Origin of the sequence: Adlercreutzia sp. ZJ304, from assembly GCF_011039075.1 — a bacterium.
Lineage (GTDB): Bacteria > Actinomycetota > Coriobacteriia > Coriobacteriales > Eggerthellaceae > Adlercreutzia_A.
On the sequence record NZ_JAAKEG010000010.1, the window covers coordinates 12,681 to 37,364 of the forward strand.

The 24,684-nt window shown below is 43.3% G+C and carries 20 protein-coding genes and 1 tRNA gene; 8 read left to right on the forward strand and 13 right to left on the reverse strand.

Annotation, left to right across the window (positions count from 1 at the left end):
- Genes G7Y46_RS06545 through G7Y46_RS06555 form a run of 3 tightly spaced genes read right to left on the reverse strand, consistent with a single transcriptional unit; the run spans position 1 to position 2,768 of the window.
- Positions 1-1,254: a Stp1/IreP family PP2C-type Ser/Thr phosphatase gene (locus G7Y46_RS06545; protein ID WP_241157081.1), complete on the reverse strand. Its 1,254-nt coding sequence runs from the start codon at positions 1,252-1,254 to the stop codon at positions 1-3.
- On the reverse strand, positions 1,254-1,667 hold the full coding sequence (locus tag G7Y46_RS06550) for an FHA domain-containing protein (RefSeq protein ID WP_165062753.1): 414 nt from the start codon (positions 1,665-1,667) through the stop codon (positions 1,254-1,256). Before G7Y46_RS06550 ends, G7Y46_RS06545 begins: the two co-directional genes overlap by 1 nt.
- Before the next feature lie 18 nt (positions 1,668-1,685).
- The gene (locus G7Y46_RS06555) at positions 1,686-2,768 is read right to left on the reverse strand and encodes a DUF3662 and FHA domain-containing protein (protein ID WP_165253422.1); all 1,083 of its coding nucleotides are present in this window, start codon (positions 2,766-2,768) and stop codon (positions 1,686-1,688) included.
- A gap of 91 nt (positions 2,769-2,859) precedes the next feature.
- Here G7Y46_RS06555 and G7Y46_RS06560 point away from each other — a divergent pair, with 91 nt between their 5' ends.
- The 4 genes from G7Y46_RS06560 (at position 2,860) to G7Y46_RS06575 (ending at position 6,528) form a co-directional block, all read left to right on the forward strand.
- Positions 2,860-3,327, forward strand: a complete 468-nt coding sequence (locus G7Y46_RS06560; RefSeq protein WP_165253424.1) for a universal stress protein — start codon at positions 2,860-2,862, stop codon at positions 3,325-3,327.
- A 3-nt stretch (positions 3,328-3,330) separates the two neighbouring features.
- Positions 3,331-5,196 (forward strand): lectin like domain-containing protein, encoded by a 1,866-nt coding sequence (locus G7Y46_RS06565; RefSeq protein ID WP_165253426.1) that lies wholly within the window; start codon positions 3,331-3,333, stop codon positions 5,194-5,196.
- An 8-nt stretch (positions 5,197-5,204) separates the two neighbouring features.
- Positions 5,205-5,930 carry a peptidylprolyl isomerase gene (locus tag G7Y46_RS06570; protein WP_165253428.1) on the forward strand — a complete coding sequence of 242 codons (726 nt, stop codon included), beginning with the start codon at positions 5,205-5,207 and terminating at the stop codon, positions 5,928-5,930.
- Positions 5,931-6,000: 70 nt separating this feature from the next.
- A complete protein-coding gene (locus tag G7Y46_RS06575) occupies positions 6,001-6,528 on the forward strand; it encodes a GNAT family N-acetyltransferase (protein ID WP_165253430.1) in 528 nt (175 codons plus the stop codon).
- Here G7Y46_RS06575 and G7Y46_RS06580 read toward each other — a convergent pair.
- Positions 6,512-6,931 carry a DUF4143 domain-containing protein gene (locus G7Y46_RS06580; protein ID WP_165253515.1) on the reverse strand — a complete coding sequence of 140 codons (420 nt, stop codon included), beginning with the start codon at positions 6,929-6,931 and terminating at the stop codon, positions 6,512-6,514. The genes G7Y46_RS06575 and G7Y46_RS06580 overlap by 17 nt on opposite strands.
- Before the next feature lie 719 nt (positions 6,932-7,650).
- Positions 7,651-7,726 (reverse strand) — tRNA-Thr (locus G7Y46_RS06585).
- A gap of 71 nt (positions 7,727-7,797) precedes the next feature.
- On the opposite strand from G7Y46_RS06585, the gene G7Y46_RS06590 reads away from it, so the two are divergent.
- Positions 7,798-9,666, forward strand: coding sequence for an ATP-binding protein (locus G7Y46_RS06590; protein ID WP_165253432.1), 1,869 nt, complete (start codon positions 7,798-7,800; stop codon positions 9,664-9,666).
- Here the strand turns inward: G7Y46_RS06590 and G7Y46_RS06595 are convergent.
- The 3 genes from G7Y46_RS06595 to G7Y46_RS06605 all read right to left on the reverse strand — a co-directional run bounded on the left by G7Y46_RS06595 (position 9,663) and on the right by G7Y46_RS06605 (position 17,211).
- A complete protein-coding gene (locus G7Y46_RS06595; protein WP_165253434.1) occupies positions 9,663-12,713 on the reverse strand; it encodes a hypothetical protein in 3,051 nt (1,016 codons plus the stop codon). The genes G7Y46_RS06590 and G7Y46_RS06595 overlap by 4 nt on opposite strands.
- An 83-nt stretch (positions 12,714-12,796) precedes the next feature.
- Positions 12,797-14,083, reverse strand: coding sequence for a hypothetical protein (locus G7Y46_RS06600; protein WP_165253436.1), 1,287 nt, complete (start codon positions 14,081-14,083; stop codon positions 12,797-12,799).
- Positions 14,084-14,112: 29 nt separating this feature from the next.
- Positions 14,113-17,211: a helicase C-terminal domain-containing protein gene (locus G7Y46_RS06605; protein ID WP_165253438.1), complete on the reverse strand. Its 3,099-nt coding sequence runs from the start codon at positions 17,209-17,211 to the stop codon at positions 14,113-14,115.
- Between the two features lie 152 nt (positions 17,212-17,363).
- Here G7Y46_RS06605 and G7Y46_RS06610 point away from each other — a divergent pair, with 152 nt between their 5' ends.
- Complete coding sequence (locus G7Y46_RS06610) at positions 17,364-18,005, forward strand: hypothetical protein (protein ID WP_165253440.1); 642 nt, start codon at positions 17,364-17,366, stop codon at positions 18,003-18,005.
- A gap of 240 nt (positions 18,006-18,245) precedes the next feature.
- On the opposite strand, the gene G7Y46_RS06615 is transcribed toward G7Y46_RS06610, so the two are convergent.
- Positions 18,246-19,211: a D-alanine--D-alanine ligase gene (locus G7Y46_RS06615; protein ID WP_165062742.1), complete on the reverse strand. Its 966-nt coding sequence runs from the start codon at positions 19,209-19,211 to the stop codon at positions 18,246-18,248.
- Between the two features lie 209 nt (positions 19,212-19,420).
- Here G7Y46_RS06615 and rlmN point away from each other — a divergent pair, with 209 nt between their 5' ends.
- Entirely contained in the window at positions 19,421-20,524 is a 1,104-nt protein-coding gene (rlmN, locus tag G7Y46_RS06620; protein WP_165253442.1) for a 23S rRNA (adenine(2503)-C(2))-methyltransferase RlmN, read from the forward strand.
- 91 nt (positions 20,525-20,615) lie between these two features.
- Here rlmN and G7Y46_RS06625 read toward each other — a convergent pair whose 3' ends face one another.
- From G7Y46_RS06625 to G7Y46_RS06635, 3 genes are all read right to left on the reverse strand, one after another.
- Positions 20,616-21,689, reverse strand: a complete 1,074-nt coding sequence (locus G7Y46_RS06625; RefSeq protein WP_241157083.1) for a ParB/RepB/Spo0J family partition protein — start codon at positions 21,687-21,689, stop codon at positions 20,616-20,618.
- Complete coding sequence (locus tag G7Y46_RS06630) at positions 21,682-22,626, reverse strand: AAA family ATPase (RefSeq protein WP_165062740.1); 945 nt, start codon at positions 22,624-22,626, stop codon at positions 21,682-21,684. The genes G7Y46_RS06625 and G7Y46_RS06630 overlap by 8 nt, the downstream gene beginning before the upstream one ends.
- Positions 22,627-22,747: 121 nt before the next feature.
- Positions 22,748-23,149, reverse strand: coding sequence for an endonuclease domain-containing protein (locus G7Y46_RS06635; protein ID WP_165253444.1), 402 nt, complete (start codon positions 23,147-23,149; stop codon positions 22,748-22,750).
- Between the two features lie 243 nt (positions 23,150-23,392).
- Between G7Y46_RS06635 and rsmG the strand changes: the two genes are divergently transcribed.
- Positions 23,393-24,046 (forward strand): 16S rRNA (guanine(527)-N(7))-methyltransferase RsmG, encoded by a 654-nt coding sequence (rsmG, locus tag G7Y46_RS06640; RefSeq protein ID WP_165253446.1) that lies wholly within the window; start codon positions 23,393-23,395, stop codon positions 24,044-24,046.
- 73 nt (positions 24,047-24,119) lie between these two features.
- On the opposite strand, the gene G7Y46_RS06645 is transcribed toward rsmG, so the two are convergent.
- The gene (locus G7Y46_RS06645) at positions 24,120-24,644 is read right to left on the reverse strand and encodes a R3H domain-containing nucleic acid-binding protein (RefSeq protein ID WP_165253448.1); all 525 of its coding nucleotides are present in this window, start codon (positions 24,642-24,644) and stop codon (positions 24,120-24,122) included.
- Positions 24,645-24,684: the final 40 nt, after the last annotated feature.

Consider the following 24,684-nt stretch of genomic DNA (forward strand, 5'->3'; position numbering starts at 1 on the left):
CTATGCCTCCGAGTTCGCCGCGGCTGCAGGGTCTGCCGCAGCTGCAGGGTCTGCCGCAGATGCAGGGTCTGCCGCGGCTTCTGGGTTCGCAGAATTAGCAGAATTTGCCGAATCTTCCGCTTGCGGAACTTCGCCAGTTTTCGTGGTTTCTTCCTTGTATGTCTCCACTAAATCGTAAGCCTGCTCTAGCGAATCGCAACGTATGTCTTCATTGCGAACACGATTGGCTACCCCGGGCTGCAAATCGTCAACTTCCACATCGCTCACTTGCTGCAAATCGTTAAAACTAATTCCAAACGCTTCGCCGGGAATGCCCCGATATACCGCAACTCTACCTTCAACTTCACCTAAAAATGCCACCGATGAAGTCCACATATTAAACCCAATAATGGCTGCCGCAAAAACAGCCACAAACAACGCTACTATCACGCCAACTGTTACTTTAGTCTTGCGCTCCATCTTGCGATGGCGTGTTTCAGAATTGCCAGTAACATTTACCACAACCGTAGTCACATTATCATGCCCGCCAGCAGCAATGGCTGCTTCCGCAAGCGCATCAGCTGCATCTTGCGCATCGGGGCGCGTCCTCAAAATGCGCTCTATTTGCGAATCTTCCACCATGGAATACAAACCATCAGAGCACAGCAAAAGCCTATCGCCCTCAGCCACGTTTATTTCGTATAAATCGCTCTGCATGCGCGGGTCGCTGCCCAGCGCGCGCGTAATTATAGAGCGATTAGGATGTGTTCTAGCTTCATCGGGCGTTATCTGCCCGCTTTCCACAAGATCGGCTACCAAACTATGATCGCGCGTCAATTGTTGCAAACTGCCCGCATGAAGCAAATACGCACGCGAATCTCCCACCTGCGATATAACTAACCGCACGTTCTCTAAAATTGCAGCCGTACATGTGGTTCCCATTCCCTGTTTTCCCATGCCGTTTTGCGCGGCGCGAATTATAGCCAGATTGGCTTCTTCCACAGCCTGCCCAAGCCCTTCAGCATCGGGAACTCGCGGAGAACGACGCGAAAGAATTTCTACAGCTATTTCAGATGCAACTTCACCAGCTGCATGACCACCCATTCCGTCGCATACTGCATAAAGCGGCGGCTGCACCACTAGGCTGTCTTCGTTGTGCTCTCGCACACACCCTATGTCGGTCCGGCTGCCAAACTGTCGCACAGATGTAGAAGTAGCATGCGCCGCATGTGGTGCCGCACACACATGCGTCATTGTCTCGTTCGTACCAGTCATCATTCATACCTCACGCGCATGGCGACATCACCCACGTTTACTACATCGCCACTTTTAAGCGCCTGCGGTGCCTCTATAAGTTCACCATTCACAGTAGTTCCGTTTGTAGAACCTAAATCTTCAACAAAAAGGTTCTGTCCCATAAGTTGGAATTTCGCATGACGACCAGAAACATAACCCGCAGCTATAACGATATCGGCACCGGGCGAGCGACCCACAATAATGGAGCCGTTCACTTCCATTTGCACTCCGCGAAGCTCTTTTGGTCCATGCTCCACCGAAACTTTCCAAGTGCGCCCCTTCTTGCGCGTACCTCGCACTTGGCTTATGCCTGTACGCATAATGGCGAACAGGAAAAGATAGAGCAGCGCAACAAAAAGAAGTCTCGCTATAAGCAATATGATATCTATCACAGCATGCGCTCCTGTCGGCTACGACAGTAACTGGAATTCCAGCTCGGTCGTACCTAAAAGTATTATGTCAGCGTCGCGAAGCGGCGCAGTCTTCACCTGACGGTTATTCACAAATAGTCCGTTTGTAGAACCTAAATCCGAGATAACCCATGTACCTGTAGATTCGCGACGTATTTCAGCGTGAACGCGCGACACGTTTATATCGGGCACCACTACATCGTTGCTAGATTCGCGTCCAATACGCTGCGGCTTTCCCGTAAGCTCGTAAGCGCGATCGCGTGCAGCATCATACAAATAAACATCGATATCCGCCGAATAATTGTTTGAAAACTTAGGCTCAACTGCTCCCATAACCGTAGTTTTTGGGGTATCTAGTACTTCATCGTATAAATCTTCATCGAATGAATCGTCAGCAAACGCATCATCTTGATAATCTTGTGCATACGCTTGCTCGTTGTAATCGTCTTGAAGCTGTTGCTGCGGCACAAACGCTGCAGGTTGCTGCACAGGAGAAACCGCCTGCACAGGAACAGGTCGCGGCGATACATTAGGTCTGAGAGCAGGTCGAATCGGCGAAGCCGACGACACAATCCCCCTTGACGCACGACCTACCACACCAACGCCTGACCCCCTTGACGCACTCTGCCTTAACGACCCGCGCGGTCCACCACTACTAGGTGCCGCAATGCCATAGCGCTGCATTTCTTCATCGCGCAAGCGCGCAATTATCGGTGCCGCCACCATCTCAGCCACAACGTCAAACTTCCCGCGCTTTAATTCCGGATCAGCCAAAAACCGCACAAGCGGCTGACCGTCCATTACTAGCCCTATCTCGGCTGCTTTCGCCATAAGATAAGTTTCTACCTCACCAGCAAGTGTGGGATAGTATCCGAAAAGCCTAGAATCGTCTTCCTCGCTTACCAACACCGTATAAAGCGTAGGAGCATACTGCGCGCCAGCGCCAACTATCTTTTCGCGCCGCATTTGTTTTTCGGCTTTCTTCGTTATTTGGACAGGAGAAAGCGACGAGCCACCCAATGAGGAAGCCATCCCCTCTACCGTATCCTCCATTTTTCCTTCGAATCTCGAAAGGAAACCCATGAAGATTACTCCTTGCTCAACGCTGCGGACATGAATACATACTTCCTTATATAATGCCATAAATGGTCGAAACGAACCAACTGGAGGAATCATGTATAAGAAGATTTTGGTACCTTATGACAATTCTGAGCCCGCCCGCCATGCTCTTGCCAGCGCATTGGAGCTAATGCGAGGAACCGACGGAGAAGTTACCGTGCTTAATGTAATAGAGTGGCGCGACTACAACGCCGAAACCTTCAAAATTGCTTCACGTATGTCAGGTGTAGTGGGAGACTCGCTTGATATGAATACAATTTCAGCGCTAGATTCTGAAGCCGAAAATGAAGAAATAAAGCGCGTAACCGACGATATCAAAAGCATTGTGCAAGAGGGCGATAAAGTAAACATTGCTGTTGTTAATGGCTCTCCGCACGATTCCATCGTAGATTACGCACGCGACTTAGAATTTGATTGCATAGCCATGGGGCATCGCGGTATGGGTGTTATTCGCGGCATGCTGGGTTCTGTGTGCTATTCGGTGCTGCAAAAAGCTGGCGTACCTGTATTGGTTGTAAAGTAGCACTTGAAACGCGCAAGCAAGATATTACGCGATGTGTGCGGGTTAATACTAGCTTCGGCACTGGCGTTTGCGCCTATTGCCGCTGTGCATTCTTGCGCCCAAGCACATCCGCTAGTAAACGCCAGCGGTGCGGAAAGTGAAGACATTGACACAGCTGATGAAATTGACGCGCAAGCGCTTAGTTCTTACTACCTAACAAATGGCAACTTTGCCACCAGCGTAAAGCTGCAAAACCCTTGGGGTGCTTGTTGGGCATTCGCCATAGCTTCTGCCGTCGAAAGTTCAATATTGAAAGCACAAGCAAAACTTGATGGCACCTACTCTAACTATGAAAAAGAAGCGAGTGAAGCGTCTTCGCCGAAACTTTCCGACCTAAACGACGCGATAGATATATCAGAGCGGGCAATTGCATGGCTTTCGCACGAACTTCAAGACGAAGCTAGCGCAGGAACTCAAGCTGGCGAAGGACTGTATCGCACAGACCCGAGCGACTATACAACCCAATTGGCGGGCGGCAATTTTTCCATAGTGGAAGCGGCGCTAGCCACACGCCAAGAACTGCTTCTGGAAAGCAGCGCGCCTTATCAATACAACGGCTATTATCCGGGTGCCGCTCCGTGGTATAGCGATGCGTCCAGCGGGGCAGATGCGCGCAGACAAGACTGGTCGTTAAACAACTCCTTGCGCAATACTAACGATGTAGGTTGGTATGTAAGCGATATTGTAAACCTTGCAAGCCCAGCCGTTATGGAATACGACCCCAGCAATGAAACTGTACGCTATATTGGCTACGATGCCAACGCTACACGCGAAATTAAGCAAGCGCTTGTCGATATAGGCGCTGTGGCAATTTCGCTAGAAGCCGAAACGTCGCTACCGGGCGACGCGCGATCTGCGAGCCACTTCGACTACAACACATGGGCGCAATACGATGCTGCAAGTTCTATATTTACAAACCATGCCGTAACCATAGTAGGCTGGGACGACTCTTATAGCGCTAGCAATTTTTCGGGAACGGAAAGCGGTCAACCACCGGCTAATGGCGCTTGGCTGTGCAAAAACAACTGGGGAAGCGACGCGCTGTACAACGCGCTTGGCGGAAGCTCTGATGCAACACATTGGGGCATTTCCGACAATGGCAAATCCAGTGGTTTTTTTTGGTTGTCTTACTACGACCACACAATTACATCACCCGTAGCTTTTGAAGTTAAACCCACGGAAAGTGCACACAACAATATTTACCAATACGACTACTTGGGCGTATCAGAATACTCAGAGCCATCTAGCTATGCAGACATACTGCGCGTTGGCAATGTATTTACTGCTGAAAAGACCGAATTGGTAAAGTCGATTACTGCGCAGACTTTCCACGAAAACGAAGTTGTTTCTTATTGGATTTATACACTTCCAATGAAAAATGGTGGCGAAGACAACAATGGAGCTTTAGCCGCCTCAGCCGATTGTACGTTCGAACACGCTGGTTTCCATGAAATAGAACTAGATTCGCCCGTACTAGTTGCCGCCGGACAACAATTTGCCGTGGTGGAGCGCGTCAAAGCCAACACCGGAACAGACACCGACGCTGCCGAAGCCAGCTATCTCAATCTTGAGCTAGCGTTCAAAAACCCACCAACGGGCGATATTCCCGTAGAGACAATGGCACAAGTAGTGTCGAATCCGGGCGAAACCTATATATCAATTCAGCCAGACTCATGGATGTCGCTGCAGGAGTTTAACGACTGGTATGCCGATACTCAAAACGGCACACCCGATATGATTTTTGGTAACGCATTGATAAAAGCATTGACCAATGACACCTCTATGAGTAATGATTCCCAAGTATACAAACTTGTATGTTTGAATGAATAGGAGAATGAATGAAAAACGTTCGCAAAATTGCTGTAATCGCTATAGCTGGCTGTCTTTCTTTGACCGTCTTAGCCGGCTTGGCGGGTTGCTCGGGCGGCTCTTCTAGCTCTAGCTCTGCTTCTGCGTCAAGCAGTGCTGCTGCGCAAAGCCAAAACGCGCCAGCTGCAACTGCACAATTTTCAGAAGACGAGTTATTAAGCGGCAAACATCACGCTGTCATTCAAGTTGAGGGATATGACCCTATAACTGTAGAGATGGACGCCGACGCAGCCCCTATCACTGTAACCAATTTTGTGAACTTAGCGAATAATAGCTATTACAATGGCAAAACTTTTTACCGCATAGTTGAAGATTTTTGTTTACAAGGCGGCACCCTTGGCAATAGCGCTTCTGGGAACGATTCATCACTAGACACTATAACTGGCGAATTTAGCAGCAATGGTGTTGAAAATCCGCTGGCTGACAATTTCGACCGTGGAACCATTGCTATGGCACGCACGACTTTGCCAAACTCGGCTACTAGCACTTTCTTCATTACGCTAGGCAACAGCAGTCAGGTAGGTGCAAGCTTAGATGGTCAATATGCAGCTTTCGGCACGATAGGTGAAGAAGGCATGGCTATAGTAGATGCTATTGTTGCCGACTACATTGCTAATGTCGATAATTCACAAATGGGTGTCATTTCGGACGAAACAAAGCAGCCAATTATAGAATCGATAACTGTAACAGACTAGCGAAATAACTCAATAATCAGGCAGTACCTTATTACTTACAAACCGCCCACTTGTTAGATGAGGAGGCGCTGTGATAGATATCGTAGTCGCTCAACCAAAGCATCTGGACGCTATTGTTGCCATTGCTGAACAGGCAAAAAAGAACATGGCAGCTATGGGAATAGACCAATGGCAACGCGGATATCCCAACCGTGATATATGGACATCCGATATTGCCGCACAAGGCTTGTATGTAGCGCTGCAAAACGAGCGAGTAGTGGGCGTACTGCGCTACTACAACATGCCAGATGCAGCCTACAAAACTATTGAAGGTGACTGGCTTACAGCAGGTCCATATGCCACAATTCATCGCTGCGCCGTAGATGCAAACTTGCGCGGACAAGGCATTATGGGCAAGCTGTTTACGTTTGCGTGCGACAAAGCCACTACCGACAAAATGGAATCGATTCGCATAGACACCCACAAAGACAACAGTCCTATGTTGCAAGCCATTAAAAAAGCTGGCTTTACGCTATGCGGCACTATAACGCTAGTTGAAGGGGTCGAAACTGGCTCTACACGAATCGGATTTGAAAAAATGCTCAGCCTTCCAAACTAGACAAGGAACCTATCGCCCAAAGCGGAATATTAACCAACCATCTTTCGTCTCGATAGCCTGAAAGTGATGTGCGTACAGCTCGCTCAATGCTAAATTTTTCGCATGCCACCTTAAGGCTTTTCGATTTGAGATTTTCGCCTGCTTTCACCTCGATGGGAAAGATTCTGCCACCAAGTTCAACAGCGAAATCCGTCTCGGCTGTTCCTTTCTCTGACGACCAATATGCAGGCTTTAATCCTTGAGCAATTAACTCTTGCTCTACGTATTGTTCGGCAAGCGCTCCCTTAAACTCTGTAAAAAGTGCTGAACCTTCTGTGATCGTTTTAGAATTAAGATCACACATTGCTCCCAGCAATCCAACGTCAAGACAAAACAGTTTGAAAACTGAAAAGTCAGCATATATTTCGGCATATAGGCAAAAGTGCGCCTAATTCTCACTTGACATCCCTGTTCAGGCAAGCTTTTTCCAAGAAAAAGTCAGTTATGGACAGGGGTGAGCTGTGTCTATCTCAAAATGCAGCATTTGCGGCAGCAAAATGTCAAAGAACAAATTCACTAAAGCAGGAAAGCAGAGGTGGAGATGCACCTTGTGCGGAGACTCTAGTGTTAGGAAAAACGATACCTCTGCAAGATGGCTTAAAGTGTTTGTTGGATGGCTTTTGGGTAAACTCTCAACACCTTGACGCTAGATTACGATTCAACTCATCCGCATACTAGTTCAAAAAAGTTAGAAAAATGGTCAAAACTTCCAGCTTTCCATGGTCATAGCGCCACATAGCTAACTTGAATTGTGGAGAACACTGGGCAAACAGGGTTCTCCAATTCCATTTTGATTCGTAATTGGCGTAATTTGGCATTATAGACTGTGGAAAGCCGGAAGTTTTGACCATTTTTCGCCTAAAAAGTGACGAAGGCAACATCACACGGTCTGGTTTGGTCAGAGTTCCACAACAGCACTCCTTACCCCTTTGCGATGGACTGAGCCTTACACACTTTTCTGCCTATATGCCTAAAGCAGCGGTTTTTAAATTCACTGTGATAGTTCTGTGATAGTTTCAGAGAATTTCTCAAGTAAACCAAACAGGTCAGCAGACAAAAATGCTTGCTGACCTGCGAATTTACTGGAGCCAACGAGCGGACTCGAACCGCTGACCTACGCATTACGAGTGCGTTGCTCTACCAACTGAGCCACGTTGGCTTTTGCCAAAAGACATGGTGCAGTATACCAAAACAGATATACTTTTCATAACGTTGGCAAAAAGGAGCACCATGTTTATAGATTCTTCTATTAAATCAAAACACCACGCCATACAATCAAAATTGCTGTCACGCATAACAGCTGCGATTGTAAGCATTTTGCTAATTGTTTTCTTTTTTACCACAGTTGGTAATACCGCCACCATCTTGAGCAAAGTAGAAACAGTGCGAAGTGACCCATATGCTGCCTCGGTTGCTGCAGGACACTTGGAAACTCGCTTCATTCAAATACGTACAATTGCACTAAGTTCAATTTATATGAACATTCCCGAAGCAGCAGAAGATATGCAAGATGCTTTTGATGAAGCTAATCCTCAAATATTAGAATGCATAAACGTCATTAAGGGCTGTCCGTCTGTTGACAAGAATCAAGCTGCCGAATTGGAAAACGGCTATAACGAACTTCGCCACCGCGAAACCAAGTTGGTCGAGCTTTGCGAAGACCCCGCTATCGAAACAGACGAAGTTGGCGAATATGTAAATGTCAATTTTTATCCATTAGTAACAAAATTGCTAGACATAGATCTTCGGATTTTAGATGAATCTACTCGTGCAGTGGAAAGTGTTTATCAAACGGTTAACGATGCCTGTCGCCAAACTATCTTTATATCTTGGATGCTCATAATAGCTGTAGTTGTATCGCTATGTGTTTATCTTACACTGTTGCATCGAAAAACAAAGAGCGAAGAAAGGCTGACCGAAAGCCTGCAAAACGCCCTAGAGTTTGCACAAAACGCAAGTCGTGCTAAGTCTACTTTTTTGTCAAGCATGTCACATGATATACGCACTCCTATGAACGCTATTGTTGGTCTTACCGCCATCGCAAGCAATCATATTGACGACCGAGAGCGCGTGGAAAACTGCTTAGAGCGCATAGGAGTATCCTCTAGACATCTTCTTAGCTTAATAAACGATGTGCTAGATATGAACGAAATTGAAAGCGGCAAAATCAGCCTAAACGCCGAGCCGTTTTCCATAAAAGAGCTTATGGAAGATTTGATTGCCATTGTGCAGCCGCAAACACGCGCAAAAACGCTCGACCTTAAAATTGAGCCAATATCTGTTCAGCACGATATAGTCCTTGGCGACACGCTAAGGATTCATCAAGTTTTGCTAAACATCTTGAGCAATGCGGTGAAATATTCAAAGCCTAATGGCTGGGTACATGTGTTTATTTCTGAAGAAGCCACACCAGATTCGGAAATTTATAATTATTGTTTTGTTGTAGAAGACAACGGCATCGGAATGAGTCCTGATTTTATCGATAGCGTATTTGAGCCTTTCGAACGTGAGCGTAATGAAATTACCTCGTTTACAGAAGGTGCTGGACTGGGCATGTCTATAACCAAAAACATTGTTGACTTAATGGGCGGAACCATAGAGGTGGAAAGTCAACTAGATATCGGATCGAAATTCACCGTTACAGTGCCACTCAAAATTACCGACGTACAAAAACCCAACGAATCAACAGAGCAAACAGAACCTAGCAAACTTAGCGGGCGCGTATTGCTTGTGGAAGACAACGCCCTAAACTGCGAAATAGCAACTGAGCTTATACAGTCGTTTGGCGTAGATGTAGACACCGCTAATAACGGTCTTGAAGCGCTAAAAACTATAATATCGGCAGAGCCCAAACATTTCGATCTTGTATTTATGGATTGTCAAATGCCACTAATGGACGGACTGGAAGCCACCAAAAAGATACGCATCTTTGAACAACATAAAGGCTTCGCGCATATTCCAATTATCGCCATGACAGCCAACGCGTTTAATGAAGACCGTCAAAAAGCAATGGACGCAGGCATGGACGGTTTCATGTCTAAACCAATTAGCATAATTGAACTAGAGAAAACGCTTCAGCGCTATTTAGAAAGAAACTAAATAGCGCGAATAAACTCCATTACAAAGTCGGCGTTTTCCAGCATTATGTCTTCTGAAATGTTGTCTATCACATCGTCTGCTTGACCAAAATATGCAGGCTTGTTGCCATCTAGACCAGCTAAATGCAGCGCCTGATAGCCATTTTGCGCAGCAACACAAGCCGCAGAATTACGCCAGAGCATGTTTCCTTTACCAACACTTAACCCTAGTGCCGCCGATGCTTTGCGTACATAGCGTTTCATACGAGACGACATCTTCACCGGACGGAACATGCCTTCACGCTCTATCAGAGACAAGTTGCCCGCACCTAGTCCATCTAGGTCAACAATCATAGCTCCCTTTAATTCTGCTCCGTGCGCATCAATAAGGGCTTTTATTCCTGCATTGTCAGCCAATTCAGCACCTAAGGCAACGAACCATATTTCCATATTGATAGGTCCGTTGTGGAATTCTTGTACCGCTTCGCGCTCTTCAGCCAAACCTTTCAATGGAATATCGGCAAACGGATTTAACACTCTAGAAGAATCTGCCATCTCTTCATAATCGTCGGCCATCTCGGTACCAGCAAAACGTGTGCGCGGGGTTTCTAAATCGTCTGCACTGCGACGAGTGCGCGAATGGTCTTCCCCATCAGAGCTGCCGGGCTTTATACGTGAAAGAGCTTCGCCTAAACGCTCTTTCGAGAACGCGCCACCATCCCAATCGTCTTCTTCGTCCCACGCACCATTAAAGCCTGCGCTTTCGTTCTGGAAACTTTCCCAGCCACCGCGCTTCTTGCCTACCTTACGAGCGTCAAAATCTTCATCTATGCCAAGCGCTTCAGTAAACGATTCTTCTTCGCGCTTCTTATGGCGGCGGAACTTACCAAACACGCGCGACTTCCGCGAAGACGGCATGTCTACATAACCCGGACCAGCCATTGCGCCCGATTCTGTAAAACTGTCTCCATAATCGGAATCGTCTGCATCGTCTATATAAACATCGTCCGGATCAACATTGGCTAGCAATTCATTGCCGACAGGTTCAAAGGCGCCCGTAGCTCCACCTACCGTAAACGAACCAGCTTGACTTACATTTATTGCACCGTTTTGTTCATCCAAATCATCATACGCTGAAACTTTTACACGTGTATTTTCGGCACTAGAAGGCGCGTCTAGCGACGGAATGGAAGCCGAAAGCGCCGATTGCCTTTCGCGACGCGCTTGTACGTCTGGAAGAACAGGCTCGTTTTGGATTTGGTCGTCGTTGTCTGCTGCAGCGCTTTGCTTCTGGTTTACTGCCTGTATTGCACCGGTAAGACTAGGAAGCGAAATAGAGCGTCGCGGTCGCGGTTCCTGTTTGGCCGCCGCATTAGGTGCTGGTTCGGAAACTGCAGGCTGCCTTTGTGCTGTTGCAGATTGCGACACTGATGCAGACTCAGACTGTGTTGTTGCAGATGGTTTTACTGCTGCGTCCGGTTTCTCTTCAGCTATAGGCTGAGCAGCCGTTGTTGGCGAATGTGAAATTATACGATCGGCCACATTGCCCGTTTGCTTAGTTTCGGAAATATTTGAATTTTCAGCATTCGCTAAATCGTCTAATGAAGCGCTGGCACTTGCCGTTTCATAATTAGGAGCATCAGTAGTAGAAGCCAAGAAGCCATCCACGCCAGAAGGGGCATGACTATTAGAATGCTGAGCCGCGGTTTCTCCCATAATAGAAGCCCGCATAGCCGCAAGGCGCTTTTCTACTTCAGAAACTTGTCCCTTTTGTTGTTCTGCAGCACGGGCTGCTTCGGCTTCGCGAGCAGCGGTTGCTGCTTCCATAGCTTCCGCAAAGCGCGAACGCTGTACTGGTACTGAATCTGTAGCCGACTTGTTTGCCTTTTCGCGAGCACGCTTGTACCAATCTGGCACATCTGTGTTTGAAGAGTTAGATACAGAAGCCGCAACAGGCGAAGCTGGCACAACTTGCGTTGCAGCAAACTGCATAGATTGTGTAGAAGCAGGCTGAATAGTCTGTGCGGATGTGGGCTGAACAGGCGCAGCCTGATCGGGCTGCATATCAATAGCGCCCGGTGAAGCAATCTGTGGTGAACCTTGCGGTACAGCCGATACAACTTCTGCCGGCTGTTCTACCGATTGCGATTGAGAACGTACCGCTTGAACTGCTTCTATTTCTGCCGATAAGTCCATTGGAGGCATAGCATTGGTATTAGATGGCGACATACCGTCTGGTGACATTGCAGCATAATCCACTTCCGCATTTGCCGGCAGTAAGCCAGCTTCACGAGCCGCAGTTTCACCATGAATTTCAACTTCTTCATCTTTGTCGTATAAGCCAAGCCCTATGCGCTTTGCAACTTCCAGCATAACTGCAACGCCGGCAGCATTGCAATTTGCACCGTCATTATATGGAGCAGTTTGGCGCAGCAAAAACGAAACAACAGGCAACAGCGCCCCTATAATGCCTATTACAACAAGAACATCAATAAAAATTAGTAGACCGCCTTCTGCTTTTGTAACCATGCGCAGCAACAAAGCAATGGGCACTATTACCATAGCAGCTAGTTCAACCCAGTGAATAATATTTAGGATGCCACACAAACTAGATAGTTCGCGGGCAACTTTGCCAGAATCGTATCTAGCTATAAGAACCACTTTGCGCCGACGCGCAGTTGAAACCTGCTCACCGGTTTGCATAGGAATGTACTTTCCTATGACATTTTGGCTAACGCCGCGTTTCGACATGCGCGACAGCGGCGAAATTCCCATTACTTCAAGAACGTATAACACAGCCGTTATTGCGCACACTATTAATGAAGGTAATACCATTACTGGCAAAAACAATGTAAGAATTGCCAGCACTAGAGTAATTATGCAGCATATAATGCGCGGTAATTCGAAATTAGGATTGCAGTTGAATTCTTCAGACTGCACGTTTAAAGATGCCTCTTTTTGAAGCACATCTTCTATAACAAATGAAGCCTGCTGCTCTTCTTCTGTTCCTGCAGGCCTCGGGCCTATCGCTTGTGCCAAGCGGGCGGCATATTCTTGGACATCTGCCATTTATTGCGCCTTTCATAGCGTTGTATCCTACGTTTGGACACAATTACCACACAGTATACGCTAACACTAAAATGAACCCAAATTTATGATAGATAATCGCGAATGGCAGAACATGCCACCGTTACGCGCGCTAGTTCAGAGTTCCATTGGTCAACATATGGGGTTCGCGCTTTGTTAAAAGCCGCCGATACATCGTCCGACGGCAACAAGGTTTGCTCAGCCATTAGCGATGCTGCTTGGGTTTCCAATTGATTATATGTGTCGTTAGCTTGCTGAAGAGTGGTTTTGTCACGATCGATATAAGCCTGCATAGAGGCTATGGCAGACTCCTGAGCTTTAATGCGCAAATTGACATATTCTATATATGTCGAAACAACCGCATCGGGATCGGCTGGTGTTTCGGGCTGTTGTTCGCTTTGGTTATCAGTTAATGCTTCGGGTTGCTGCTCACCTTCATCCTCAGCTGATGCTTCGGATTGCTGTTTGTTTTCGTCTTCGGAAGACCCCGTTGATGATTGAGAATCGGTTGACTCTGCCGCATTCGACAGCGTTAACACTTCATTTTGCACGGAATTTAATTTTTCACTAGCTGTCTGTAAAGCTGCTAGACATTCTTCCGACTTCGCTTTCGACGCAGCCGCGTTTTCGGCATTTATATTTGATGTTAGCTCAGTAGCTTCTCTTGCCAAATCGTTCGCATGAAGAATATCGCCTACGGCACTTTCCGCATCTGAATAAGCCTTTTGGGCTGGCAGCGCAAACTCCATGTCGCTTGCAGCCATTTGTATTAAATTAAGCTGCGCATTTATAGCCGCTAACCCCTGATTGGCGGCTTCTTTGTCTGCAGGAAGTGTTAGATATTGTTGCGCATCCTCTATTTCAGATTTTAGGTCGTGAAGGCGTTTGTCGTGTTGGCTTGATTGCGTCTGTGCGGTTTTATAGTCCGACTCAAGATCGGAATATGGCTTAGTGCCAATGTTTTGCACCAAAGCATCGTTAATTGAATCGTTAAACGGCTGTAGCTGGTCGCATTCGTCTAGAACTTTTTGAAGAACAGACTTCGTATATGCCACATGGTCTAACTGGCGCTGCACGTTTACCACAACAATAGAAGCCACAACGACCACTATCGCAGCCACAGCCAATGTTATTGCTGCTGCCATAAGCCGCCTGCCACGACGTCGTTTTGTACGACGCGCGTTTAACTCTTCTTGCGGAAGTTCCCAAGCCGGACGTGCAGGAGAGCCCTGATCTTGCGCAACAGCATTACTTTTTGCATGCAAAACACTGAACGATATTTCGTTCGATGTACCTTGGGTACTAGGCTTGATATGCCCTACATCACCTGACTTTTTTCTATTACCAAACATGTCTTCGCGACTTAGTCTTTCCGTATATCTTAGCGATTCCGTACCGCTATTTCCTTAATTATTTCTGCGGTTGGCATTATACGAACATCGCAACTTGGCATCGATTTTAGGAATACTTTCCCGTAACCTTTTGACAGCAGACGCGTATCAGCCAATACCACTATTCCTTCATCTTCAGCTTTTCGAATTAGCCTACCTACAGCCTGTTTTACTTCTAATACCGCCTGAGGCAGCACCCATTTTCGCCAAGCCGCATCGTCGCGAGCGCTGCGTTCACACGAAAGCGGGTCGCTTGGTTTCGAAAAAGGAAGTTTGGGCAAAACGACACCGCGTAGTGTAGAGCCGGGCGCATCGAAGCCTTCCCAGAAACTTTTAAGCGCAAAAAGCGAAAGTGTTTCGTCGGAGAGGAAATCATCGCGCAAACCTTTTACTGAAACCCCCCAGCGCTGACAAACTAAGCGCAAATCTGCGGTTTTTAAATGTGGAGCCACTTCCGCAAAACAAGTATCCATTTCCTTGCGATTAGTAAAAAGAGTAAGCATTGAGCCGCCCTGCGCCACATGCAATTCCTTTAGCAATTCGCACAATTGTGGAATGTACGCTGTAGCTGTAGGGTCAGGCAAATCGTTGGGTACATATATTGTCATGTTTGAATCGAAGTCGTATGTAGAACCTAGAGCCAATGTTTTTGCCTGCGACTGAGGAGAAGTGTTTAGACCCATCGCTTCCATAAAAGGTCTGAAAGAATCAGCAACAGTAAGTGTGGCAGATGTAAAAACCACAGAATGTGTGTCTACATAAAGGGTTTCGTCTAATTTAGCGCCTACGTTATATAGCTGTGCCGTTATAGTGCTGCCGCCGCGATCGTGCTTTCTTGCTAAATTGGCTGAATACACATATGTTTCCGATGGATGCACGAAAATAGCATCAGCTGCAGTTATGACATCTTTTAGCTCATAAGCAACAGATGCAATTTCGCGCTGTACCACAGCAGCGCCTTGTGCATCTTCCATATAGCCAACAAGCTCTTGGCATACATTTACAAGTTTTTCGGAAGCGTCAATCAAAATTTGAGCCATTGCAATTAAGCTCTGAAACACTTCGCTGCGGCGCATTTCTTCATTAATCCACAAGTCAACGTATTCATAACTAGATTTTTTCTGTGTGTCAAAATAAAGAAGGTCGCGAACATGGGAAGCAAATTCACTTTCCGCTTGCGAAAATTTTCTGCCAGCATCCTTCGCTTTTGAAGTTAACGCATAAAACAAAGTGCCGAAATCGGCTTGCGATGCTTCCGCAGCAGCTGTAGCCGACATATTTTCGCCTGTGTTGGCAGGACCTATTACGTTGCGTTCTGCTCGAACAAACACATTGCGTGCGCTTTCTTCAGCCGACACCCTAGCTGCTAAATTGTTAAGCGCGTCTACCGCCAATTCCAACGACAAAGCCCGGCGGGCTTCCATTTCGGCACTATGAGCCTCATCTATTACCCAATATCGTATTGGAGGCAACAGTCCGTGGTCTGCTGCTATGTCGCAAAAGAACAGGCTATGATTTGTTACTACTATATCGGATGCTTCCGCTTTACGACGCTGACCATGCACAAAACATGCCGCACCAAAAAATGGACATTTTCGACGCATGCAATCGTGACTTGTTGTGGTTATGGTGCGCCGTGGCAACAGGCGATAATCTATTTTTAAAGAATCCATGTCATCGTATTCAGTTTGCTGAATAAACGAAAGCAGCGCTGCTATGGCTGGAGCCTGCGTGTGTTCTTCACCCTGCACAGCTACCATGCGCGCCCCTTCGCGCATAATGCGTTCAACCTTCCTCAAACACGGATAATGAGTAAAGCCTTTTAGTGGGGCATATGTCAGAGTTTTTCCAGTGGTTTTTTGCAACGATTCAGAAAGGGCAGGCAGTTCGTGATAAATCAGCTGATCCAAAAGAGCATTACTTTTTGTAGCAATTCCAACATTTATGTTGTTTTGTAAAGCAGTAAGCGCTGCTGGCACCAAATATGCCATAGATTTACCAACACCAGTACCAGCTTCTACCACTAAATTATCAGAAGTAGCAAACGCCGTTCGCACAGCTTGCGCCATTTGCAATTGTTCATCTCTTTGGTGGTAGTCTTCAAAAATAGTACCAATAATGCCGGTTTCAGAGAACGCTTCGTCTATTTCGTTTTTAGTGGGAAATTCTAAAACCTCTGGTACGTTTATGCCTGCTCGTTGCGCCAATTCTGCCGATATCATTGTTGCCGCATCGTTTTTAGCTTTACCCATTTTCCGTGCCACATTCTGGCGTTCTTGTTTGAGCGAAAATGGTTCGATATGCGGCGATTCGTCGTTGGCTTCACCTATATTAAGGGTGGTTGAATTAGCTGGACTGGGCGTATTTTTGTTTTGCAAATTGTTCTTTTGTGCCTTGTTCGCAAAATAAGCAAAAACAATACCTGTTGGCCATTCTGTAGGCGGCGCTAGTTGAGCGATTTCTCGAACAAGCGATGCGGGCATAGCTTCTACCGCTGCCAACAACAATCGATATAGCGCATATGTTGCTGCAACGTCTTCATCAGCACGATGAGTAGACAGTGGAGCATCAAATGCACGTACAAGGTCTATCAATCGATGTGATTTCATGCGCGGCAGTGCTATGCGCGCCAGTTCCAACGAATCAATCCAAATGTTTTCAAGCAAAGGGTATCCCGCTGGATGTTTTGTTGTAAAACTGCGATCAAATGCAGCGTTATGAGCAACAAGTTTTGCATCCCCTACAAATTCCACTAATCCAGCTAAAGCTGTTTGCGGGTCAGGAGCGCCTTCCACATCACTGTCGTGAATATTTGTAAGATGTGCTACTTCGTCAGGTATTGGCATGCCCGGATTAACAAAGGTTATATACCAATCTGTTATTATGCCGTGTTCAATACGGGCGGCGGCTATTTGGGTTAATTCGTCTTTACGCACCGAAATCCCAGTAGTTTCCGTATCTATAACAACTATATTGCGATCGAATTCGCCATAGTCAGCATTTTCAGCATTTGCTATAAGCGATGCATAGCGCTCTATAATTGCGGGGGACGTGCCGTCCAATATGAATTTCGCTATTTTATGAGGCATGTTAGCATTTTCCTACCTTTTTGTATCTAATACAGACTGATGCACTATGCGGCATACAATGCGCCTGTTTATTATGTTTTGCTGCTGCGTTTTCTATGTGCATGCTATTCTAATATGAACCGCATTCCTAACCATTATAGAACGGAGCGAATTTGAGCGACTACTTCGGCAAATACGCTGACTTTCAGACTATATCGAAAAAAGATGCTGGGCAATTGCTAGGTGCCGACAATATGATTGGTGATGTACTTGATATTGTTTGTGAATTAGATGGCGGAAAACATTGCGCATGGCTTGTTAATAGATTTGGTAAGCGTATTGGCATGCTTGATCCGTCGGTTTCACGCGAAATTAGCCTTGCAGCTGCACGAGAGATGGAAACTCGCGCAGTTTTATCTTTTGTTGCGTTTACAGATCATCCTAACGAGGGTCATTATTGGGGACAAGTAGCAATTATATGTTACGCAAAATCTTGCGAAGATGCGTTTGGGCAATTTATAAAACACGTTTCCAAAATGATGGCTGATGGAACACGTATAGCTGTAAACCTTGGAAATGATGCTATTGCTCGCATTATTGAAAGTAATGGCGAATGGCTTCCCACCCAAACAATTAGTATGCCTGAAAAAACAAAGGGTACCGCCATTGTAAAGAGCCGTCGATCTATCACAGATAAGCTAATAGAAACGGGACGTACTGGAAACAAAGGATGTTTTGTCGTTAGCTGGGTTTTCCTATTAGCTTTAGTTACTGTACTTATTTTTGGGCTCAAGTCGTGCTTTTTTAGTGCGTAATTTAGTGCTTGGCTTAATAAGGCGCACTTTCTCAGCATATAGCTTGATACAGCGCTTTTTTATCAACGTCTACCCTAATGAAGTACACATTCTCAACGCCCAGTTTAATGCAGCGTGCTTTTTAATGCAGCGTGCTTTTTCTGCACCGAATATAATGGGTCGTTCTAATAAGTCGCACTTTTCGACGCCGGATGTATTTTTATACCTAACCTAAAACGGATGGTTCAAACTTAACATGCTTTATGCACGGTTTAAAGCATCTCTTATAAACCCGGTACACAGCTCTGGAAAAGAAATACCCACCGTTTTAGCTGCATCCGGTAATAAAGATGTTTGCGTCATTCCGGGTAGCGTATTTGTTTCCAACGCCCATGGTTGTCCATTTTTGTCCAATATAAAATCGGTCCTAGAAACCCCACTACACCCCAACACCTTATGCGCACACATCGCAAAACGCTGAATGGTTTTAGTTATATCTTCGTCTATCCTAGCTGGGCAAATATGTTCCGACCCACCGAGTGCATACTTTGCTTCAAAATCGTACGATTCATTTTTTGGCACAATTTCTATAATGGGCAGCGCCTTTAAATCTTTATCGCCAAGAACTACTACTGTTAATTCAGTTCCATTGATATAGCGCTCTACTAATACTGTATCGTCATATTCAAATGCATTATTTATCGCATTCTCAATAGCAGTAGCTCCTTCTTCGATATATACCCCAACAGAGCTGCCTTCTGAAGCCGCTTTTATCACACATTTGCATCCATTTTCATTACAACCACTAACCTTCTGTAATACTTCTTTTATATCAAACCCATCAGCCCTCTTTATAACAGCACATTGCGGTGTGGGAATTCCTGCATCTTTATAAAATAGCTTTGCTACTGTTTTATCCATACACGCCGCACTAGCCAAAACGCCAGACCCCGTATAAGGGAGTCCAACAGTCTCCAAAAATCCCTGCAACGCACCATCTTCACCACCACGACCGTGAAGACACAAAAACGCTACATCAAAACCCCCGTCTATTAAACGCTTTAGATCTTCCTTCCGAGCTGGATCTAATCGCTCTACATTAAAATTCGCATCTTCTAATGCTTTTTGAGCTCCATCACCAGATGCTAAAGATATTTCGCGTTCGCTGCTATTTCCGCCCGCTAATAAAGCAACTCTTATATTTTCTGGGTTAATTATATCATACATTTGTTCTACTTTCAACATCACTTATACATTTGGGTTATACATTTGGGTGGAAGTATAACAAAGCCTAATCGCTTATCTGAACACAATTTAATTAACTTTTTGTTTCACGTGAAACAAATTAGGCAACTCTCACAATTCTGTATTAACCAAATTAATTTATAAAAGCAATATTAAATGTTTCACGTGAAACATTTTTGTATAATGAACTTATGGATATTTATTCTTACAGTTTAGAAGAACTTGAAGAAACGCTTACACAATTGCGTTTACCAAAATACCGCGCAAAACAAATTTATGAATGGTTACATACTCATAATGTTTCTTCTTATGACGAAATGACAAATCTTCCAAAAGCTTTAAGGGAGCAGCTTTCTCAAATTTTTCCACTCTCTAAAACCGAAGTTATAGAACGTCTTCAATCTGAAGATGGAACGCGAAAATATCTACTTCAATTATCGGATGGATTAGTTACAGAGACTGTTGGAATCCCTTCAACTTCTTCAAATGATGTTTCTATAGATCAATTTGAATCTTTTAACACTCAAGAAGAATTGGCTGATCAAAGCATCACCCAACAAAATTTTAATAAACGGCTTACTGTTTGTTTTTCTACACAAATAGGATGCCCTGTGGGATGTATTTTTTGCGCAACTGGTAAAGAAGGTTTTTCTCGTAATTTAAAAGCTCAAGAAATTATTGATCAAGTTACCTTTATACATAAAGATTTTAATCAACGTATTAGCAATGTGGTTGCAATGGGACAAGGAGAACCTTTCCTCAATTATGACGAATTACTTATAGCATTACGCCGTTTAAATACTGATAAAGGTTTCCTTATTGGCGCACGACATATTACAGTTTCAACTTGTGGGATTATTGATGGTATTAATAAATTTGCTAAAGAACCTGAACAGTTTACATTAGCTATATCACTTCATTCAGCAATACAATCTAAGCGTGATCTACTTATGCCGTCAATGAAAAATCAACCATTATCTAAATTAAAAAATTCTATCCAAAACTATATTGATATAAAGAATCGCCGTGTAACATTTGAGTATTTAATGATTAACGGATTAAATGATGGCGAAGAAGATCTTTTAAATCTTATAAATTTCTGTGAAGGATTACTTTGCCACGTAAATTTAATTCCTCTTAATACAATTAATGCGGACCTAAAAAGCTCTCCAATGAAAATTATTCAAACATGGATTAAAGAATTAGAATTGAATCATATTTCGGCAACTATACGCAATTCTAAAGGCTCTGATATTTCTGGAGCATGTGGACAATTAAAACGTAATCGTATTTAAAGTAAGTAATTAAAATGTTTCACGTGAAACATTTTACTCTTATATATGTTGTCTCTTATTAAAAAGCCATCTTTCGATGGCTTTTTAAATGTTAAGAAACAGTAGCTATCAATTCTTCAAATAGTCTTTTTAAATCAGTTTCATCTTTAAATTCAATCTCTATTTTGTTTTTACCATTAGAAGATTTAACTTTAACAGGTGTTTTTAAAACATCTTTTAGAGCCTTAGCAACTGTCTTGAAAGTTTGAGGTAATACATCTTTTTCTCTCGCTCTTTCGCCGGGTTTTAACGACATAAGTCTAGCTAAAGATTCCGTTTCTCTAACAGTAAGTTTTTTCTCTTTTAACTTTTCAGTTAGCTTTTCGCGACCCTCTTTTGACTGAATAGATAAGATAGCTCGTGCATGACCAGCTGTAATTTTGTCCTCAAATAAAAGTTGTTGTGCATCTTCTGGTAGCTCTAATAATCTCAAAGCATTTGCAACCGTCGAACGCCCTTTTGACATTGATTGAGCTATATCAGCCTGTGTCATCTTTTTTCTATCCATAAGACGCTTATATCCATAAGCCTCTTCAATCGGATTCAAATCTGAACGCTGTACATTTTCGACCAAAGCTAATTCAAGTGCTCTATCGTCATCCACTTCTTTAATACGAACAGGTACTTTATCTATACCAGCTAATTTACACGCTTGCCAACGGCGTTCCCCAGCAATAATTTGATATTTATTATTACCTATTGGTCTTACAAGAATAGGTTGTAATAATCCGTCCTGTTTAATAGATTTAGCTAATTCTTCTAATTCATCTTGCTTAAAATTGGTTCGTGGCTGATCTGGATTTGGAGATATATCACTAACAGGTATTTCATCCATTCTTTTTTTAACAGCAGCTAGTAATTCTTTTTCTGAAAGAATTTCGCTACTTTTATTCAAATATGAGTTGGGCTCTACTTTATCTTCTCTAACGCTTTCTTTAATAATTTCAACTTGAGAATTTTGCATAGATGTACCTGTAGATGTTTCACGTGAAACATTCGCGTAGTCAAAATCTTCCTCATATTCAACTTGATCGCGTTTTGTAGTGCGTTCTTGGGGCTGTTCTACGGGACCACCCATTAAAGAACTTAATCCCCTACCTAATCCACTTCTCACTGGTTTAGCCACGTTCTATCACTTCCTTAGCAAGTTCCATATAAGCAATTGCACCTTTTCCACGAGGGTCATACTCAGTTATAGGTTGTCCAAATGATGGTGCCTCTGACAATTTTACCGTTCTAGGAATAACAGTATTAAAAACTATTCTTCCGAAATACCCTTTAACTTCATCTACAACTTGATTAGATAAAGTGGTACGGCTGTCATACATAGTTAATAAAACACCATAAATATCTAAAGTTGGATTCAGGCGCGATTTGACACGTTTCATTGATTCAAGAAGTTTTGTCACACCCTCCAATGCATAAAATTCACATTGAATGGGAATAAGTAGTTTATCTGCAGCAACTAAAGCATTTACTGTGAGAAGCCCTAAAGATGGGGGACAGTCTATCAAAATAAAATCATATTTGCCGCGCATAGTACCTACAGCATCTTTAAGTCTATTTTCCCGCGCCATTTCCGATACTAACTCAACTTCAGCACCAGCAAGGTTAATAGTGGCAGGAACAACATCTAAACCATGACATATATCTGGAATAATTACGTCTTCTATTGGACAGTCTGCAAGAATAACATCATATATGCATCTATCAACAAGAGATTTTTCAATTCCTAAACCACTAGACGAATTCCCTTGTGGGTCTAAATCTACAAGTAAAACCTGTTTCCCTAGTTCACCGAGGGCAGCAGCCAAATTAACCGCAGTAGTAGATTTACCAACTCCGCCTTTTTGATTAATGATTGCTATAATTTTTGTCTGTCCAACAACTCTTTTAACAGGATTTTTTTCTTTATATGACTTAATTTCACGATGAGAAGAAATATCTTCCTGTGGATGAGTTATATCACGAATAACCACTTCGACATCTTCAATAGGATCTGTAATTTCTTCTACTGAGTTTGACTTAGAACTACTGCGTTTACGACCATCAAGCAACCCCATATAAAACTCCCTTCAAGGCTGTTTCTAACGAGTATATCAAACGTAACTCTAATAAATGTTTCACGTGAAACATTTATTAGAGTTATTAGAGCTATATAATTGTTTCACGTGAAACAATTTTTTAATGTTTGGAGCGTAAGGTCGCAAATAACGTATTTGATAAATCATTACGCCTTCTCTTAACCGCCTGATCTATAGTTACGCAAACCCCTTCAAACGATTCCTTTATATCTGTATTAGTAAAACGTAGAACTTCTATTTCTTCCATTTCTAGATATAAAGTTCTAATTTCATCATATCTAATGGCGCGAGTGTTGTAATGAGAATCTCCATCCAATTCTATACATAATCTAACTTTATTGCAGTAAAAATCAAGAATATAATTTCCTACAACTTTTTGTGCACAAAATCTTGGTTCATACTCTCTAAGGAATTTGTACCATAATTTCTTTTCTGCCCATGTCATATTATTCCGTAATTCTTTGGCTCGTTCAGCCATAATGTGACGATGTGAACTACACATATATATCCTTTCTCTCAGATATATAAAGTGTAGCAATCAAACCTTACAGAAATATAATACGGTTCAACATAAAAATCTTGTTTAGACCTTGCAAAAACCTTGCATGAATCTAACAAAAATCTTGCATGAATTCATTAAAAACCTTGTATAAAACTTACAGAAATCTAACAAGAATCTATTCATAAGGTAAAATCGTTCTACTTATACTTAAAAATGTTTCACGTGAAACATATGGAGATATAAATGAATGATTTAATTGAACAATATTTAAGATCCGTATTGTTGATAAATAATAAAATTAATTTAACGAATATAAGAAATTTCGAAGAAGCAAAACTTCTTCATATAGAAGATTCTCTTGCTGTTATAAAGGAGCTGAATGAGGCACCTAAAGGTTTATATGGAGATATGGGTTCAGGTGGCGGATTCCCGGGAGTTCCTCTTGGAATAATTTCTGGAAGAAATACAATCCTTATAGATTCAGTAAAAAAGAAAATGGCAGCAATAAATCAAATACTAAATGATTTAGGTTTATCTGAACATATTTCAGTATGTGATCAACGTATAGAAGAATTGTCATTAGAAAAGAAGGAAGAATTTTCTGTATTAACTGCAAGAGCCCTTTCTAATTTATCATCTCTTTTAGAGTTAGCTTCTCCTCTTTTAAAGATAGGTGGAAGACTTATTTGTCTTAAATCACATACAGATGAAGAGTTGAAATCAGCAAAGCAGATTAAAAAAGAAACAGGAATGAGTTTTTTATCAAAAAGAAGTTATATTTTAAGTGATGATAAAACTTACAGAGAATGTATAGTGTTTGAAAAAGTTACACAACCAGCAATTCAATTACCAAGACGTGTAGGGTTAGCTCAAAAAAAGCCTTTAATTTCTAAGTAAAAATTGTTTCACGTAAAACAATTAACTTTGATAGCTAAAATGTTTCACGTGAAACACTAAACCAACCTAAAACTTAGTTTGAATTCGGTATAACTATAACGTGTCGAGTATTTCCTTCGCCTTCAGAAATAGTAGTTACTTTATTATTATCTTTTAATGTTACATGAATAATTCGGCGTTCATATGGAGTCATAGGATGAAGGCTAACATTCCTATGTTGAGTAACAGCGCGGCTCGCCGACGACCTAGCAATAGATTCAAGTTTTTGTCTTTGACGCCCTTTATAACCCTCAACATCGATAACAATAGGATATCTATAACCTAATTCACGAATAATAATAGAATTAAAAAGTGTTTGAAGGGCATCTAAGGTATTACCGTGTCTACCAATCATTACTGCAAGATCATTTCCAGTAATATCTAAGATAAGTTCTCCTTCATCTCCTTCATATTCATCAATAACAACTTCACCAATATTGAAATGTTTTAGAATGTTCTGCAGAATAGTAATAGATTTATCAGCAATCTCATCTAATTCTTCTTCAGAAACTTCAGATTGAATATCATCTTCAATATTAAATTCTTGTTCTTCTGCCATCATAACTCCTTATTAACCAAAATGTTTCACGTGAAACATT